Consider the following 15,876-nt stretch of genomic DNA (forward strand, 5'->3'; position numbering starts at 1 on the left):
AGGGACAGGTTGTGACAGGAATTTGACCTATTAATAACAGCGTACCAGAATTGCTTTCCTTTCGCAACAAAAAACGGTGTTCTTAGGTCAGGGAATATTGATCGAATAATCAGTGCCAGGTAATCCGAGAATATGGGTCGGTGGTATTAGTGATGAGTAGCCGTTCAGCGCCGTGTTTTCGGCCTCCGACGCGCTCGGACTGACCTGTCCCGTCATTAAATTCAACACCATGTAATTGCCTGAGGACATATTGCCTAACACCACCGCATCTTGCTTAAAAGCGAGGATCGCGAATCCTACGGTCGGTCCGTACCCAAAATACACCGGATGATGGTCATACCGGATCCCGACATACGTGCCTGCTGAACTCGGAGTCGCGTTGTGATAAAAATCCAAGACAAATGGGTGGCCATCGAGGAGGCCGGGAAATCCCTCGACCGGATGGTAGGTCACTGGGGAAAAGACTACGCGATCTTTATGAAATCCTGTGGGAATCACATGCCGTGGCACTTGTGCTCCGTCATACCGCATGACATGCGTCCCGGCAAATACCAAAGTGCCTGCGGGTTCTTGTGCATCGATAGGCAGAGGCAGATAGGCCACGGTGAAAACATCGCGCCACTGATAGCCTAACGCCTCAAACGTGGCCGCATTCGGAATGCGATGCAATTCCCCACCTTGTTCCAGGTAGACGGCGGGATTGGCCGCAGTCTTTACGAGCTGAACGGGTGCCCCAATCGGTATCGTGAAAGATGGGACGCTGACCGTGTGGTGCCATGACAACCCCAGGGCTAGGAATGTTTGGGGATTGGGCACCCAGTGCAAGGTGCCGTGTTCTACCACATACTCTTTGCCTTGGTGGGTCAGATGCATCACGGTCCCGTTGGGAACGGTTGCGGCCTCCACGGGACTGCCGAGCCCTAACAGTCCGGCGGCCAGCAGTGTGGTGCCGGCGGTGGCCGCGCCGGCTCGGTGTATCCAAGCATGTGTCATTACGGGAAAACCTCCTCATCATTCTAGCTGATGACGGTCATCAGCTTTATCACCTGGTATAACGCGTGGTGACGGGATGACGTTACCCATGTCTGAGCCAACAAGCCTGCCACGGTGTGAGCTGCCCCGGATACGAGGCCATTTTCCTCATGCTTTACAACGTTTCCCCTGTGCCGGTGAAGACTTTTCGCAGATGGCATACCAACTGTCTATATGAGGAATACCGTAACTGCGAACATTTATCGCACCGTAGCGCAGGGCGCTGAAGAACGGTATGCTTTCCGTAGTGGCGGAGAGGAGTCTTTCTTGTGAATATGGCATTATTAGTGATGGATGTGCAAAATGGCATTGTGGCGCGATTCCCAGATCATGCGGTGTTGGCGCCAATCCAATCGGCATTGACTGTGGCACGGCAAGCCGGCATAACCGTGATCTTTGTGAGGGTCGCATTTCGTCCAGGATATCCTGATGTGAGTCCTCGAAACAAAGCCTTCGCAGCGGTGTTGCAACATGCCGGTATGGTGGAAACCGACAGCACGACCCAGGTGTGGGAGGGAGTGCAGCCCCAAGAGCATGAAGTGGTGGTGGTCAAGCGGCGTGTGAGCGCTTTTTCTGGTAGCGGCCTCGATGTGGTCTTGCGGGCGATGGAGATAGATCACTTAGTCCTGACAGGAATCGCCACTTCAGGAGTCGTGCTTTCCACGCTGCGAGAAGCCGCAGATAGGGATTACGCGTTGACGGTGTTGTCTGACGCTTGCTTGGATCCAGATCCCGAGGTGCATCGAGTCTTGATGGAGAAGGTTTTTCCCCGCCAAGCCACCGTTGCGACCGTGGAGTCATGGAGAAAGAGCTTTCATGAGGGCGGGGTAGTCGATTAGCGGTCTCGCAGTGCCAGCGCCTGCAACGCTAAATAATAGACGAACGCAGAAAACATTTGCGGTGCCTGGCCCGTATGAATGAGATGACCATATTCCTCCAATGGCATGATATGGAGCGTGATGTCCTCGTCGGTATCCAAATTTTGAGATCCGGAGTCGTAGGCATTGAGAAATAGGTAACTGGTGACGGCGTTGGTGTTAGTGGCCGGATTAGGATAGAAACGCCCCAATAAGAGCGGGGCGTCGGGAGAGCGATATCCGGTCTCTTCCCAGACTTCACGAATAATGGCGGATTCTGGCTTCTCACCGGATTCCACCATGCCCCCCGGGATTTCCAGAAAGAAGTCACCCACAGCGTGCCGATATTGCGACACCAACACCACCTGGCGATCCCCGGTGAGCACTAAACCGTTGACCCAGTCAGGATATTCTTCGACATCATAAGTAAACTCATGGCCATTAGGAAGACGGACGCGGTCTTGCCGACTTCGATGATAGGGAAGATTGTTACTGAGATAGGTTTGGTGAAGCGTCTGCCACTTGCGCATTGAAGTTCTCCTTTAAGGTGTCTTTAGTGTGATTTTCGCCTGTGGGATTCATGGGGTCAAGGGCGTTGACCGAAAGGCCCTCCACTACGATGGCACTTGCCAATGGGGGATTGGAGAATGGATTAGATGCATGGAGTGCGGAGATATAATGAAAACGTGGGTCAACGTCGTATCTTACCGTGGCGGTGCAGTGAGACTCCTAGGACCTTTTATGCCACAGATGCATTAGGAGGGAGCGTTGCGTGAAGAGAATTCTGGTGATCGGGTCTCCTGGGGCGGGAAAGTCGGTGTTCGCGCGACGATTAGGGCAATCGTTATCCATCGAGGTCATCCATCTTGATCGGTGGTATTGGCGACCTGGGTGGAAGGAAATGCCGCGAATGGAGTGGGTGTCCGTTCAAGAGACGCTGGTCGAGCGACCGTCATGGATTATTGATGGATATTACGGGGCGACCTTAGACATCCGCCTTAAAGCCGCCGACACCATTATTTTTCTCGACTATCCTCGCCGAATCTGTCTTAAGCGGGCGATAATTCGCGGTGTTCGCGAGCGATTTGTCCCGAGACCCGATATGCCATCCGGGCTGGAGGCGCGGGTAGACATTTCGTTTTATCAGTATATATGGATGTTTTCTTCACAGCAGCGTCTCAACATACTGCGCGCCATAGACACTTTTCGGGCCAGTCAGGGGACCGTGATAGTTCTTCGCAATCCGTGGCAAGCGAGGAGCTTTCTACACTCCGTAGGTAAGGACTTCAGGGGTGTCCAAGAGGAGGGATAGGTTGATGGTCTCAATTCGTCCGGTTCAGATTTCGGATGCGGAAGGATTTATGTTGTTGAATCGTGTCGTGCTTCAAGAAACGCCATTTATGCTCATGGAACCTGATGAAATGTCCGATGGTATTGAAGATTGGGAGAAGCGTATTAGACCGTTTATTACCGTCAACGGTAATGCCTTTTGGGTCGCGGAGGATGCGGAGGGCATGTTGGTCGGATTTCTTCGCGTAAGGCGACACGCGCAAAGACGGTTACAACATGCGGCGGTGTTAGTGATTGGTGTCAAGCAGGACTATTGGGGCCAAGGCATTGGTGCGAGACTTATTGAGATGGCTCATCAATGGAGCAGGGAAAGTGGCCTTATGAGATTAGAACTGACAGTGATGGTGAACAATCGGCGCGCGATTGGCCTTTATCATAAGATGGGTTACGTGGTCGAGGGATACCGGCGTAAGTCTATTCGCTATGCGGATGGCTCCTGGGCTGATGAATATAGTATGGTGCACTTTATTGACGCCAAAAATGGATAGTGAGACGAATAACGGCTGGACGCGGCTCTGAATATCATTGCTGAAGTTCGCGAGAGGATGTATGACTATGGCCTATATAATGGACCTGCGTGAGGTGGTCGGCAGCCGACCATTGATTATGGCTGCAGCGGGAGTTCTTCTCATAGATGCTCATGAACGAGTCTTATTACAACGTCGTACAGATAACCATCTCTGGGGAATTCCCGGAGGAGCGATGGAGTTGGGAGAAAGTTTTGAGGAAACGGCACGCCGCGAAGTGCGGGAAGAAACCGGACTCAGCGTCGGGATGATGTCGCTTTTTTACCTTAATTCCGGTCAAGACAGTTTCTTTCAGTACCCTAATGGGGATAACACCTATCTGGCAGCGGCGGTATTTGTGTCCAAGGACTATACGGGCAATGTGGTTCTGCAAGTGGATGAGACCGAGGATCTCGCCTGGTTTGAGCGCGCTACTCTACCGTTAGAGATTAACCCGTGTGACAGGCCTCCTCTGAGAAAATGGCTTCTTTGCCGGGACAACGACTTATTCGCTAACCGTCAGGGGCTGTATGGATCGGTGTAGGAGCGTTTGATTATCGTCGCCAAATTCAACAAACACTTCGAGACGTTGGCCCATGAGAATCTCTGGTAGCCAATAGCGGGCGTCGTCCCACATGTCCCGCAAAGGAAGTTTTTGGACGGCATACCACATCGGTGTAATCTCGGTCGATTCGATGATGTTGCCCTGCCACTGGTGGGTTTCATAGACCGTGACAAATTGATCCCAGATGGGCCGTCTGGGGAATCGAAAGGTGACACGTGCCATTTCCCGTAAGGATGACTCGTTAATGATGATACCGGCCTCTTCCCGCACTTCTCGCACGGTTGCGGCACGTGGGGTCTCGCCTGGCTCGAGATGGCCCCCGAGGCCGACGATTTTGCCTTGACCGAAGCCAGTCTTCTTTCGTCCCAACAAGACCTCATATTGGCCGACATTCGACCTGCGGGTGATAAAGCAGAGACACATCGGAATAAGGGATGACTCATTAGACGCCACCAAGAGCACTCCTTTGACTATGATACGAGCCATTTCTTCGTATCATAGTCTACTTTTCGTCAAGAGGTCCACATTAAGTGGAATAGTTATCGTAAGATGTAGATAAATAGGAGAATGCTATGCCGACAATGAGGTTTGGAGAGACTGTCATACCCTATACGGTGGAAGTGCGTCCGCGAAGACGATATGCGGCAATACAAGTGGATAGTCATCGTCAGGTCACGATTCTTATTCCGCCCGGATTCCCAAGGCACCAACTGGAGTCGCTGTTACAGCAAAAGGCTCAGTGGATTCTTAAACACATCCAGGACGGGAGAAGTATTGGTCCCGAAAGAAGATTTGAGACGGGCGAGACGTTCATGTTACTGGGAAAACCATTGACATTGGAGATCGAGCGACGTCTGGGGTGGGTTGTCGAGCGAGACGAAAGTCGACTGGTGGTGCCGAGCTATGGTACGGCTGGCGGAGACGATCGAGAGAGGATTCGGGGACTGGTGACAGACTGGATGATCGGCCAAGCCAACAGCATTCTGCCCGGGCGACTTCAGTATTATGCGGACCGCCTTTCGAAGTATCCTCGATCGGTGAAAGTTTCCGAATATAAAAGCCGATGGGGGTATTGTCGGGAAGATGGTCTCATCGCGCTGAACTGGAGAATCGTGCAAGCCCCAGAATCTGTCTGTGACTACGTAATTATCCATGAATTGACGCATTTGCAACATCCCCATCATCAATCGGCGTTCTGGAAAGCCGTCGAACGGGAAGTTCCTGATTATGGTTCGCTCCGCGAGTGGTTAAAGCATCACGGATCCGAACTAGTCTGGTGAGCCCAAAGAGAAATAGCCAAACAATGCTTAGAGGGCCTGCTGTCGATATGAAAAAATCGGCAAGACGATTAGCCTTTTTTTCCGCTAAACTGTTCGAGAGGACTAACCAAATTCATGAACGCCGCGCGCTTAATGAGTCACAATGTGTCAATGTCGCTGAGTGGAGATCGGTCGGGAAATTAAGCTCCAAATATTTAGGGGATGGGAATTGGGACGGTAGGATCCATTGTCGGCATCCCCTTCAGGAATCTAAAGGTCCAAACAAAAAAACCGAATTCCTACGTGGAATCCAGTTTTGTATGTGCCCCTGCTATGGGTGTTATGGTGCCGGGAGGGGGAGTTGAACCCCCACGGGTTGCCCCATACGCCCCTCAAACGTACGCGTCTGCCGATTCCGCCATCCCGACAAATAGCTATTGCGATCGCAACTTACACGAGAGTATGTCGTTAACGCAACGAAAAAATTATATCACAACGTCTAGGGTGAGGCAATAGCGAGATAACCTTAAGCCAAGCAACCTCGGAGTATCCTCAGCGAGTTTAACGTAAAATCGTTGGAACAAATGATTCCCTAGCGTGGGATGAAGTAACGTCATTCTGTGCCTATTACCGCACTCAGTAAATGACTATATTGAATCGTTTGATACGCTGGCATCACGGCGTGATAACACCGGTCATGGTTTTTGAAGGCCGGTGTCATTTTTTCGGCGACCTGGCATCGCTACGCGGGAGTCGTCAGACAGCGTATGCCGGTGTCCAGCCTGGCGCAGGATAAAGAGTAGTCAAATGAGCCGATAGAAAGTGGATACTAAAAAATTAGTAGTGTGAGAGCCCAATTGTCGCAAGTTGGTGGCAATATGGTGTATTATTGTCTGGGTGTAAATGATTGTCGTGATGACAAATGTTAAGGTGGCGGTGTATGAGACGTCATAGGCAAGGCTCTACCGCAAATTGAAAATGAGATTTTGTCGCAGTGGAGCTCTGTTCGTCTTGACACCTCTAGGATCCGGTCGAATGGCTAGTCATCAATCACAGACATCAGCACATGAAATAGTGTGGGGGGAATCGAAGAGATGGCGACGAGTACAGGGCGCGGCGGTGCTCTAGGCGGAAATTATAAGTGGATTGCACTATCCAACACGACGTTGGGTGTGCTAATGGCGACAATAAACCAGACCATCCTTATTATTTCCTTGCCAGCGATTTTTCGCGGAATTCATGTGAATCCCCTGGGGCAAAGCAGCAATCTGAGTTTGATGCTGTGGATTCTGATGGGATTTAACGTGGCAACAACCATTTTGTTAGTCTCTTTTGGTCGCATTTCCGATTCATATGGCCGTGTAAGATTGTACAACATGGGATTTTTGGTTTTTACAGTAGGGTCACTGCTGCTCTTTTTGACACCGAGTACGGGTACCGCAGCTGAGTGGGAGATGATTATCTTCCGGTTCATTCAAGGAATTGGTGGAGCCTTCTTGTTTGCGAATAGCTCAGCCATTCTTACCGATGCGTTTCCACCAGAAGAACGTGGCATGGCACTGGGATTGAACCAGATTGCTGCCGTGGGTGGTGGAGTCATCGGGCTAATTGTCGGAGGTCTTCTTTCGGTTGTGTGGTGGCGGGCCATCTTCTTGGTGAATGTTCCAGTCGGATTGTTTGGCACCGTATGGGCCTACTACGCGCTACGTGAGACAGCTACCATCCGCGATGCGAAGCGCATTGACTGGTGGGGAAATCTCACCTTTGCGTTAGGACTTATGGGGGTGATGCTGGGGCTGACGTATAGCATTACGCCTTACCGTTCATATCCTATGGGATGGCATAGCCCCTTTGTCCAAATTAGTCTCATCGGTGGCGTGGTTCTTTTGATTGCGTTCGTGATTATTGAGTCAAAGATCCTGGATCCCATGTTCCACATGGGACTTTTCAAAATTCGAGCCTTTTGGATTGGCAATGCAACCAACCTCATGGGATCGATTGCGCGCGGTGGACTATCCTTTATGCTGATTATTTGGCTTCAAGGGATCTGGTTGCCGATGCACGGGGTATCCTTCGCTCACACGCCATTACAGGCGGGAATAGATACGATTCCACAGATGGTAGGATTTCTGGCCTTTGGACCGCTTAGTGGGCGACTGTCCGACCGATTTGGAGCTCGCTGGCTAGCCACCGTGGGGATGCTGGTCAGTGCCGGAGGATTTTTCTTATTGAATACCCTACCGGCGGACTTCCATTATTGGACATTCGCGTTCTTTATCTTCATTGTTGGCGCGGGGATGGGACTATTTGCTTCACCCAACACCTCGTCGATCATGAGTTCGGTACCTGCGCAGTTTCGTGGAGCCGCGTCAGGAATGTATGCCACCTTCATGAACGCCGGGATGATGCTTTCGATGGGGATTTTCTTTACGATTGTGATTAGCCAACTCGCCACCGGTCTTCCCGGAACCATTATGCATGGACTCAGCCACTTTGCCTTGCCGAGTGCGTTTGTGAGTGGGTTAGCGCATGCGTCGCCATTGAGCCTCTTATTTGCCGCTCTCTTGGGATATAATCCTCTGAAAACGCTCTTCGGAGCCACAGCTGCAGGTCGGCAGATCGTCGCACATTTGCCGGTACATCAGGCGGCAGTGCTTGAGAGCCCGCAGTTCTTTCCTCAGCTCATCTCGCATCCCTTTATGGATGCCTTGCGTGTCGTGTTCTTGTTTGCGGCCGCAATGACGTTCCTCTCCGCGGTTCTGTCGCCTTTTCGCGGTGCTCGCTATATTTATCAAGAAGAGACCACACCGGGAGAAAAGCCGGAAACGATGGTTGTCGGGCAAAAGGGTCAGCGCTAAGCGAGGTAGCTTGATAGCCGGGTGTCAGAGGTGTAATTCACCGACTCGATCGGGAACTTATGAAGACGGAGAGACGCCCTAGGGGGATGTTTCTCCGTCTTCGGTTTGTGGATGGTGAGATGATTTGGCAGTGAATCACGTCTGGCTGACCTTGTCGGTCCAGACTAGAAATTTAGATGTATGATGAAAGTGTAGTCGGACTTGGTACGGAGAGGAGGCAATGAGGAGATGGCGAAGGCTATTTTGGGTTCTGATTCGAATAGATTTTCGGGTCGGTTTGCTGGTGGATTTGCCGTAACGCGACCGGCGGGTCTTTACTTGGCTGCGGCGGTAGCCGTGGGGTGGGACATTGCGGCTTTCACGCATTTATTCCACATAACGCTCGGACACGCCTCCGTGACATTGTGGTGGCCTTTTGTATGGCTATTCGCCGCGATTATGGTAACTGGCCGAATCAATCAGTTAGGAAGCGCGACACCTTGGTGGGCTTGGGTGATGCTAGGCATCGGGATTTTGGCGGTTGCGAGTGACGGCGGAGGCATGGCGCTAAGCGTATGGATGTCACTGGCCATCGTGGTGTGGCCAGACAAGGGGCGGCCATGGTGGGGGTTACTGGTGATTTTCGCGATGATTCACGCGCTAGCGCAATGGGGACTCTTATTAACATGGGTGCATCTTCCGACCTTCGTGACCCTGGCAGTGTGGTGGATCACCGGGCTAGGCATGTTATTCAGTGTACGCGGTTCCAACTGGCGCGAGTCGGTCAGAAGGCAGTAAGGACCCGGTGATGGGGGTATCGAAGATATACGCGATGTACCTATTTTCGAGTGCATGTGGATGTGATAGGGTAAGGTCGGTCTCGTCTCGTGATAACGGGAGTGGTCCACTAACTGTGTGCCGTGATTAGTCTGGTAACCTCGTGCCCGTGGAACATCGGCCTATCCTGGTCGGGAAAACCGGGACTCGCAAGGCGGCAGGCCAACGGGGTCCCTGGTCGCACAATCTGAATGTCGGAGGAGGCTCAGAGATAACGAGGTAAATCAGCGTATCTCTATACGGGACCTCGCGGGGGATGGAAGCATGAACACTTTGCTTCGTTACCACTGTGCCCATAGATCCTAACCGATATGATAAGAATCAACCAGGTTGAGATATTTCAGGAACAACATAAAAATTACCCGATGGTACCACGTCATATGGTGTCGGGTTGCTGCGGTTTTGCGTTTACCTATTCAGAGAACAAGCTGTGCCAATGTGCTCAAGGAGTTTATGGTGCCGAAGGTGGGACTTGAACCCACACGAGCTGTCGCCCACGGCGCCCTGAACACCGCGTGTCTGCCTATTCCACCACTTCGGCGCAATTGAATTGCAGCGCTTAGTATATCAGCTTTAGTCACCGTCGGCAAGCGCAATATTTACCATGGCGGTATGACGTTTCAGCAATCCTTCAGGCGTGTTGATGGATATTTTGACCAATACCGGGCATCACTAGTCGTATCACACCGTAGGCTAGGAGGATGACGCTCGTGTCAAACAAGTTCCGCCTACAACTGGGCGCCTTCGTCATTGTTGCTGCCCTGTCCTATATGGTTCTCCAAGGGGCACATAATTTCTCCAGTTATTTTATGACAGTGCAGGCATATCGGGCACAGTCCCGCCTCTTTACACGTGCTGTGGTGCGTGTGCAAGGCACGTTGGTGTCAAAAACGGTGCATTACAATCCGGAAAATGCGACCTTAAGTTTCGTGATGACCTCAGGGCGCGCTAGGCTGCCCGTCATCTATCGCGGTGCCCTGCCAAATGAACGATTTAGTAATGCTAGCGCCATTGTTAAGGGGAGCATGGGGAAAAATGGTCAATTTGTGGCCGAAAAGTTGGAGATTCAATGTCCAGACCACTATTCCCCATCGAAGGAGGCGCATTAGGATGTCCGCCTTCGGACAATACGCGCTGTTGTTGGCATTCATCGGGTCCCTTTATACCGCGGCGATGGGTCTTTATGCGAATCGTCATCATCGACCCCGGCTTCAGGAGAGCGTGCGGGGAGCGGCGGTTGCGGTCGCCCTCGCCATGACGTCCGCCGCATGTTCTCTTGAATACCTACTGTTGAGTGGGGATTATAGCGTGGCGGCCGTCTACAACCATAGTGACCGAGCGCTACCGCTCATTTATAAGATGGGCGCTTTATGGGGAGGCGACTCAGGTTCGATTTTGTTCTGGGGGCTCATACTCTCCCTCTATCTCGGAGGTGTGGCGCTCTTCGGGGGGCGTAGAAATGGACGGGTCACATCAATGGTCATCCCGCTTCTGGGCGCTGTCATGGTTTTCTTCACGTTTATGTCCCGAGGCGTGGTGGACCCATTTCGACTGATCGCGGGGAATCCTCAGAATGGGATAGGCCTGGATCCGTTGTTGCAGAACGTGGTGATGACCATTCATCCACCCATGATGTACACCGGACTCATTGGAATGACCGTACCAGCCGCCTATTTAGTGGCCGGAATGTGGACCGAGGTTTCATGGCGTGAACTCATTCCCACGGTCAGGCGCTGGATGCTGTTGACCTGGGGCACCCTAGGGGTGGCGCTCATTTTGGGGGGCATGTGGGCCTATATGGAACTAGGATGGGGCGGATATTGGGAATGGGATCCGGTAGAAAATGCCGCACTCCTACCATGGCTGACGGCTACCGCGTTCTTGCATTCGGCACAACTGGAAGAGAAGCGCGGAGTATTCCGGCTATGGACGGTAGGGTTGGGCCTGGGGACGTTTGTTCTCACCTTGGTCGCAACCTATATCACGCGTAGTGGTGTACTCAAAAATTCGGTGCATTCGTTTACGGGAACCGGGGTGGGTCCCTATTTTGTCATTTTGTTTTGGGTGAGTGTCATTTATATGGTGAGCGTTCTTTGGATTAAGCGGGAGCGACTCGAGGACCGTGGGACGATTGAAGGGACCGTTTCTAAAGAAAGCGCCTTTTTATTGCTCAATGTTTCCTTCGTGGCCATCGCCACCGTTGTTCTCTTAGGGACGTTTTATCCGGTGATTTCAAAGGCGCTGTGGCAGCGGACCGTGATTTTGAACGAAGCGTTCTTTAATCACATGACAGTGCCGTTCTTTCTCGTCCTTGTCGCCTTAATGGGCCTGATGCCCAGTCTCGGATGGGGGATGACTCGTTTAGGAAAGGCGCTCCGTGCTATTGGGTTACCGGTATCGTCTGGGGTTTTGGTGGTAATTTACGCATGGCACATTGGCGACCATGAAGCGATGGCCCTTATTGGTCTGGGATTGGTAGCCTATGCTAGCACCGCAGTACTGCGAGAGTTTTTCCGCGCTGCTCGTCGACAACAAAGTCTCGATGAGAGTCCATTCTGGATTGCGCTGGTGCGGGCCATTCAGCATCGGCGTCGCCGCTACGGAGGGTATATTGCACATCTCGCCTTCTTATTGGTGGTTTGTGGTGTCATCGGCTCGCACACTCATGCGTATTCGGAGACGGTGGTGATAGCCCCAGGCCACGAGACGGTCTTTCATGGCAACCATATTCGCTATCAGTCACTCGAAAACATCCCACATAGCGGCTATGTGACCACCGCGGCGGTGCTTCACATCGTGGATGGGCAGCATCACTGGCAAGCACGACCGGGACTGTCATTTTTCCCGGGATCTGCCGAGCCCGTGGCCCAGGTGAGTATCCATCAAGGATTGATGCAAAACCTTTACGTGGTGTTAGAAGGGAGTCCGGGAGACAAGAAGATCTTATTGGAGGTGATGGTCAATCCAATGGTGACGTGGATTTGGATCGGGATGGTGGTGTTGGCTCTGGGTACGGTAATTGCGCTATCGGCGCCGGGTGCAAGACGAATGTCACTGGACTCTTCGCCCTCAATTGCGGGCACTTGGGAGATCATCAGTGGTGAAAGCGCGGCGTTGAAGGGACCAGATCCGCTATGATTGGAGGTTTCTATATCGTTCTCAGTATGGGCTTTCTCGGATTGATTGCCGCTCCATGGATTTCGACAGGAGGCCCAGGGTATCTCAAGGAGCATCTGCGGTTACGCCAATCCTGTTCGCTAGACGAAATGGAATCATTTCTTTGGCAATGGTATTGCCGCGATTGTGGCCATCGATTGCGGCAGATGCATGGGAACTGCCTCCAGTGCAAGGGAGGTGGTCAATAATGCGGCGGCGACTAGTGAACATAGTGGGGGGTCTGGTCGGTTTAGGGATCGTTGCCATTGCCAGTCCTTCGGTGGTGGCTGCAAGTCCTGCCGTGTCCCCAATTGCTATGGATCTCTTCATTCTCATGCCAGACCACCAAGCGCTTGCCATCTATCAGGAGGTGGTGGTACAGAACTCCTCCCGCGGTTCTGTAGAGTTTGGAATCATCCCGCAGGCTCGGGATGTGCGGGGCTTAGGGTTTTCGGTAGCACGGCCCTCGGCATCCCAACTGGTCGCCTTCTCGCATCGGCATCATCTCGCCATTCGCTACCGCATTCCCTGGAACGGAAGCGCTGACAGTGTTTCGGTCACCAATGATGCGCCCACCGAGGCCTTGGTGGTGTTGGTGCCGGAGAGCCTCAGCGTGCCAGAAGTGCTGAATCCGGCACTGCAATATATGGGGAGTGGAAACATCCCGGGTGTACCCGCAGGTCCGAAATTTCAAGAATACGTGACCAATCAGTTAGGGCAAGGTCAAAGTGTCCCACTCGTGCTCGAAAAAGCGCCCACCACGGCGACTCCGCCACAGCCGTCGCGCTCTGGCAACCATCCCGTCGCCGCGGCGCTCTTTGAAGTCATGGTGGTGGTGATCGGTCTAGGAGCGCTTCTGTTAGGTCTCTATTGGCGCCCTATTGACCATAACAAACCTCATCGGTTGACCGCTAACACCTTAGATCAACTTGCTGAGATCTGGATGCAACATCAAAAGGGGTTTCTTTCCGATGATGGATATCAGGAGTCATGGAAGAGGATTGTCATGGAACGGGGCGAGAATTAATGGCAGAAGTGGTGTTGGAGGCCCGTCGTCTCTCCCGATCGATAGGCGGTAGGAGAATTCTCCACAATCTTGGGTTCGAATTGCATCAGGGAAGGGTATTGGCGATTATGGGCCCAAATGGCGCAGGCAAGTCCACCCTATTAAAGATACTAGCCGGGTCAGTGGGATATGACGGTGGCGACTTATACCAGTTTGGGAACAGAATATCGACCTTGGGGTCGGGGGACCGTAGGATCGGCTATCTAGCTCATCAGTCCTTTCTATATCTCGGACTGTCGCTCCGAGAAAACCTGCGATTCTATGGTCGTCTGTGGCATCTCACGGAGTTGGAAATGCGCATTGATCGAGTGCTGGCCGAGGTGGACTTGCTATGGTGTCACGATGACCCAGTTCGAACCTATTCACGAGGAATGCGGCAACGGGCTGCATTAGCCCGAATGCTGTTGCCGGGTCCAGAATTAATGCTATTGGATGAGCCTTTTACGGGATTAGATGGGGAGGGGCGTCACGTGGTGACGCGTCTTCTCAGGGACCAGGTCATAATGCGTGGCACATCTATCGTTCTCATTACCCACGACAACGAAGATACGTGCTGGGCTGACGGCACCGCCATTCTAGCGCATGGTCGATTCGTGTGGTGGGCACGCCAGGCCGACTTAGTGCGTGGCGTGCCAAATGGGGTGTACACCCAATATGTGCATGAGAGTGGGACCGTCCATGCGTAAGGCCTGGGAAATTGTCCGCAAGGATCTCCTGCTGGAGTGGCGGCAAAAAGACTTTTTGACAGCCATGCTGGCTATGATCGTGGCCATTCTGCTCACCGTTGGACTTACCAGCAATGCTAGCGCGATGGGGAGTAGCGGACTAGGTCCAGGAATTTTATGGATAGGCTTCCTCATTGCGGGAATGATAGGACTGGGACGCGGCTATGGGCGGGAAGGGTTTGAAGATACCCTGTCAGGACTAATTACCGCTCCCGGTGACAGAGCGATGGTTTTTTGGGCGAAATTCGGTGTCGGGCTTCTCTTTATGATGGTTACGGAAGGTCTCGCCGCTCCGCTATTTTTCGTGGCATTTAATCTTCATATAGTGCTTAGTGGGAGCTTCGCTCTGGTGTTGGCATTGGGGGCGTTGGGGATGGCGTCGGTGGGTACGTTGCTCTCGGCGCTGGCGCTTAATCTGCGCGGTCACGAGACCCTGATGCCAATTTTTGTGGTTCCATTGCAAATCCCCTTATTAATCATGGCAGTGCGAGCCACGCAGTTAGTTTGGGCAGGGCAAAACGCTGAATTCTGGATTCACGGGCTGATGGCCTATGATGCGATTTTTTTAGTTTTGCCGGTGATGACCTATCAGTATTTATGGGAGGTTTAGAGAGTGAAAAGCGATCGATGGGTATTTTTGCTGTTGCCCATGATGTTGGGCGCATTATACATGGCCTTTGTAGGCAGCCCTGATGATGCCGTGCTGGGGGCCAGCCAACGCATCTTCTATGTACATATGGGGACCGCCATGGCGGCAGGAGTCGCGTTTACTATTACCGCCATCAGTAGTATCGGTTATTTGATCACGCGAAGAATCTCGTATGACTTGTGGGCTTGCTCTGCCGCAGAAGTGGGCACTCTTTTTACTACCATGCTCTTGGTGAGTGGTGTCCTGTGGGGGAGAGCGGCGTGGGGCGTGTGGTGGACCTGGGATCCTCGTCTGACGGCAACGGTCATTTTATGGGTGCTGTTCTTGGGGTATTTGTTGTTACGGGAATGGTCGGACACGCGTGAGAAGCGGGCGCGACTATCGGCGGTACTGGCTCTGGTGGCCTACCTCGATGTCCCGATTGACTATATGACCATTCGTTGGTGGAAATCGATTCATCCGGTGGTGATTACCTCACACGGTATCGCCATGGCCCCGACAATGGTTTGGGCGATGTTCGCGTCGATGGCCGCCTTCCTATTCTTATTGGCGGCTTATCTTATTCTTCGGGTGAGAATACTCCGTGCAGAAACTTTAGTGGAAGATGTCAAGATGGCGGTGCGAGAGCACCTGGGTCGATAAGGAGGATACCATGTCACAGATTGAACGGATGTATCTGGAGTTTCTGTTCGTCGCCTATAGTGCGGTGTGGATTATGATGTTTGGGTTCTTGTATCGGATGTTGAGACGAACACGGGTCTTGGAACGCGATCTCACCCTGTTGAAAACCTCGTGGACCCCGGAGAAGGTTCGTCAGGGGGACTCTGAAGCTAGTTCCGGGGCGCCGCCCATCTCTGGCCCGAGCGTGTAAAAAGCCGTCGGAAAGTGGTATGCTTTCTTGTGGACTCGGGTGAATGATAACGGTCTTTGCCGAGGAGTCGTGATGCAAAGACCAATTAGGCCAACCAGCGTATTCCCCGATGGAATGCGCTTTTCTTATGGATGCGTCTTGAAATTGTGTCTCCCACTGGGGACGC

At 52.5% G+C, this 15,876-nt stretch carries 17 protein-coding genes and 2 tRNA genes; 14 read left to right on the forward strand and 5 right to left on the reverse strand.

What is annotated here, in order from left to right:
• Positions 1–87: 87 nt before the first annotated feature.
• Entirely contained in the window at positions 88–993 is a 906-nt protein-coding gene (locus ACOJWD_RS05090) for a hypothetical protein (protein ID WP_486992139.1), read from the reverse strand.
• 314 nt (positions 994–1,307) lie between these two features.
• On the opposite strand from ACOJWD_RS05090, the gene ACOJWD_RS05095 reads away from it, so the two are divergent.
• Positions 1,308–1,871 (forward strand): cysteine hydrolase family protein, encoded by a 564-nt coding sequence (locus ACOJWD_RS05095; protein WP_486992155.1) that lies wholly within the window; start codon positions 1,308–1,310, stop codon positions 1,869–1,871.
• Here ACOJWD_RS05095 and ACOJWD_RS05100 read toward each other — a convergent pair.
• The gene (locus tag ACOJWD_RS05100) at positions 1,868–2,419 is read right to left on the reverse strand and encodes an NUDIX hydrolase (RefSeq protein WP_486992140.1); all 552 of its coding nucleotides are present in this window, start codon (positions 2,417–2,419) and stop codon (positions 1,868–1,870) included. The genes ACOJWD_RS05095 and ACOJWD_RS05100 overlap by 4 nt on opposite strands.
• 242 nt (positions 2,420–2,661) lie before the next feature.
• Between ACOJWD_RS05100 and ACOJWD_RS05105 the strand changes: the two genes are divergently transcribed.
• The 3 genes from ACOJWD_RS05105 to ACOJWD_RS05115 all read left to right on the forward strand — a co-directional run bounded on the left by ACOJWD_RS05105 (position 2,662) and on the right by ACOJWD_RS05115 (position 4,289).
• Positions 2,662–3,201: a P-loop NTPase family protein gene (locus ACOJWD_RS05105; RefSeq protein WP_486992141.1), complete on the forward strand. Its 540-nt coding sequence runs from the start codon at positions 2,662–2,664 to the stop codon at positions 3,199–3,201.
• A 4-nt stretch (positions 3,202–3,205) separates the two neighbouring features.
• Positions 3,206–3,727 carry a GNAT family N-acetyltransferase gene (locus ACOJWD_RS05110; protein ID WP_486992142.1) on the forward strand — a complete coding sequence of 174 codons (522 nt, stop codon included), beginning with the start codon at positions 3,206–3,208 and terminating at the stop codon, positions 3,725–3,727.
• A 67-nt stretch (positions 3,728–3,794) separates the two neighbouring features.
• Positions 3,795–4,289, forward strand: coding sequence for an NUDIX hydrolase (locus ACOJWD_RS05115; RefSeq protein ID WP_486992143.1), 495 nt, complete (start codon positions 3,795–3,797; stop codon positions 4,287–4,289).
• On the opposite strand, the gene ACOJWD_RS05120 is transcribed toward ACOJWD_RS05115, so the two are convergent.
• Positions 4,251–4,763, reverse strand: a complete 513-nt coding sequence (locus ACOJWD_RS05120) for an 8-oxo-dGTP diphosphatase (RefSeq protein WP_486992144.1) — start codon at positions 4,761–4,763, stop codon at positions 4,251–4,253. The two genes, ACOJWD_RS05115 and ACOJWD_RS05120, sit on opposite strands and share 39 nt — an antisense overlap.
• Positions 4,764–4,882: 119 nt before the next feature.
• On the opposite strand from ACOJWD_RS05120, the gene ACOJWD_RS05125 reads away from it, so the two are divergent.
• Positions 4,883–5,590, forward strand: a complete 708-nt coding sequence (locus ACOJWD_RS05125) for a M48 family metallopeptidase (protein WP_486992145.1) — start codon at positions 4,883–4,885, stop codon at positions 5,588–5,590.
• A 322-nt stretch (positions 5,591–5,912) separates the two neighbouring features.
• On the opposite strand, the gene ACOJWD_RS05130 is transcribed toward ACOJWD_RS05125, so the two are convergent.
• Positions 5,913–5,997: transfer RNA gene (locus ACOJWD_RS05130), tRNA-Leu, on the reverse strand.
• 666 nt (positions 5,998–6,663) lie between these two features.
• On the opposite strand from ACOJWD_RS05130, the gene ACOJWD_RS05135 reads away from it, so the two are divergent.
• Positions 6,664–8,427, forward strand: coding sequence for an MFS transporter (locus ACOJWD_RS05135; RefSeq protein ID WP_486992146.1), 1,764 nt, complete (start codon positions 6,664–6,666; stop codon positions 8,425–8,427).
• A gap of 228 nt (positions 8,428–8,655) precedes the next feature.
• Complete coding sequence (locus tag ACOJWD_RS05140) at positions 8,656–9,204, forward strand: hypothetical protein (protein ID WP_486992147.1); 549 nt, start codon at positions 8,656–8,658, stop codon at positions 9,202–9,204.
• 493 nt (positions 9,205–9,697) lie between these two features.
• Here the strand turns inward: ACOJWD_RS05140 and ACOJWD_RS05145 are convergent.
• A tRNA-Leu gene (locus ACOJWD_RS05145) sits at positions 9,698–9,784 on the reverse strand.
• Positions 9,785–9,953: 169 nt separating this feature from the next.
• Between ACOJWD_RS05145 and ACOJWD_RS05150 the strand changes: the two genes are divergently transcribed.
• The 7 genes from ACOJWD_RS05150 (at position 9,954) to ACOJWD_RS05180 (ending at position 15,710) form a co-directional block, all read left to right on the forward strand.
• On the forward strand, positions 9,954–10,352 hold the full coding sequence (locus ACOJWD_RS05150) for a cytochrome c maturation protein CcmE (RefSeq protein ID WP_486992148.1): 399 nt from the start codon (positions 9,954–9,956) through the stop codon (positions 10,350–10,352).
• Position 10,353: 1 nt separating this feature from the next.
• Positions 10,354–12,381, forward strand: a complete 2,028-nt coding sequence (locus tag ACOJWD_RS05155; RefSeq protein ID WP_486992149.1) for a heme lyase CcmF/NrfE family subunit — start codon at positions 10,354–10,356, stop codon at positions 12,379–12,381.
• 226 nt (positions 12,382–12,607) lie between these two features.
• Positions 12,608–13,426, forward strand: a complete 819-nt coding sequence (locus tag ACOJWD_RS05160; RefSeq protein WP_486992150.1) for a hypothetical protein — start codon at positions 12,608–12,610, stop codon at positions 13,424–13,426.
• Complete coding sequence (locus ACOJWD_RS05165; protein ID WP_486992151.1) at positions 13,426–14,151, forward strand: ABC transporter ATP-binding protein; 726 nt, start codon at positions 13,426–13,428, stop codon at positions 14,149–14,151. The genes ACOJWD_RS05160 and ACOJWD_RS05165 overlap by 1 nt, the downstream gene beginning before the upstream one ends.
• The gene (locus tag ACOJWD_RS05170; protein ID WP_486992152.1) at positions 14,144–14,800 is read left to right on the forward strand and encodes a heme exporter protein CcmB; all 657 of its coding nucleotides are present in this window, start codon (positions 14,144–14,146) and stop codon (positions 14,798–14,800) included. Before ACOJWD_RS05165 ends, ACOJWD_RS05170 begins: the two co-directional genes overlap by 8 nt.
• 3 nt (positions 14,801–14,803) lie before the next feature.
• Complete coding sequence (gene ccsA / locus ACOJWD_RS05175) at positions 14,804–15,481, forward strand: cytochrome c biogenesis protein CcsA (protein ID WP_486992153.1); 678 nt, start codon at positions 14,804–14,806, stop codon at positions 15,479–15,481.
• 10 nt (positions 15,482–15,491) lie between these two features.
• Entirely contained in the window at positions 15,492–15,710 is a 219-nt protein-coding gene (locus ACOJWD_RS05180) for a CcmD family protein (protein WP_486992154.1), read from the forward strand.
• The last annotated feature ends 166 nt before the right edge of the window (positions 15,711–15,876 follow it).

Source organism: Sulfobacillus sp. TH-112, from assembly GCF_057473405.1.

What these genes read in the sequence shown, in the direction of transcription:
- ACOJWD_RS05090 (WP_486992139.1), bottom strand. Translation starts at nt 993, where the DNA reads ATGACACATGCTTGGATACACCGAGCCGGCGCGGCCACCGCCGGCACC.
- ACOJWD_RS05095 (WP_486992155.1), top strand. Translation starts at nt 1,308, where the DNA reads ATGGCATTATTAGTGATGGATGTGCAAAATGGCATTGTGGCGCGATTC.
- ACOJWD_RS05100 (WP_486992140.1), bottom strand. Translation starts at nt 2,419, where the DNA reads ATGCGCAAGTGGCAGACGCTTCACCAAACCTATCTCAGTAACAATCTT.
- ACOJWD_RS05110 (WP_486992142.1), top strand. Translation starts at nt 3,206, where the DNA reads ATGGTCTCAATTCGTCCGGTTCAGATTTCGGATGCGGAAGGATTTATG.
- ACOJWD_RS05115 (WP_486992143.1), top strand. Translation starts at nt 3,795, where the DNA reads ATGGCCTATATAATGGACCTGCGTGAGGTGGTCGGCAGCCGACCATTG.
- ACOJWD_RS05125 (WP_486992145.1), top strand. Translation starts at nt 4,883, where the DNA reads ATGCCGACAATGAGGTTTGGAGAGACTGTCATACCCTATACGGTGGAA.
- ACOJWD_RS05135 (WP_486992146.1), top strand. Translation starts at nt 6,664, where the DNA reads ATGGCGACGAGTACAGGGCGCGGCGGTGCTCTAGGCGGAAATTATAAG.
- ACOJWD_RS05140 (WP_486992147.1), top strand. Translation starts at nt 8,656, where the DNA reads ATGGCGAAGGCTATTTTGGGTTCTGATTCGAATAGATTTTCGGGTCGG.
- ACOJWD_RS05155 (WP_486992149.1), top strand. Translation starts at nt 10,354, where the DNA reads ATGTCCGCCTTCGGACAATACGCGCTGTTGTTGGCATTCATCGGGTCC.
- ACOJWD_RS05160 (WP_486992150.1), top strand. Translation starts at nt 12,608, where the DNA reads ATGCGGCGGCGACTAGTGAACATAGTGGGGGGTCTGGTCGGTTTAGGG.
- ACOJWD_RS05165 (WP_486992151.1), top strand. Translation starts at nt 13,426, where the DNA reads ATGGCAGAAGTGGTGTTGGAGGCCCGTCGTCTCTCCCGATCGATAGGC.
- ACOJWD_RS05170 (WP_486992152.1), top strand. Translation starts at nt 14,144, where the DNA reads ATGCGTAAGGCCTGGGAAATTGTCCGCAAGGATCTCCTGCTGGAGTGG.
- ACOJWD_RS05180 (WP_486992154.1), top strand. Translation starts at nt 15,492, where the DNA reads ATGTCACAGATTGAACGGATGTATCTGGAGTTTCTGTTCGTCGCCTAT.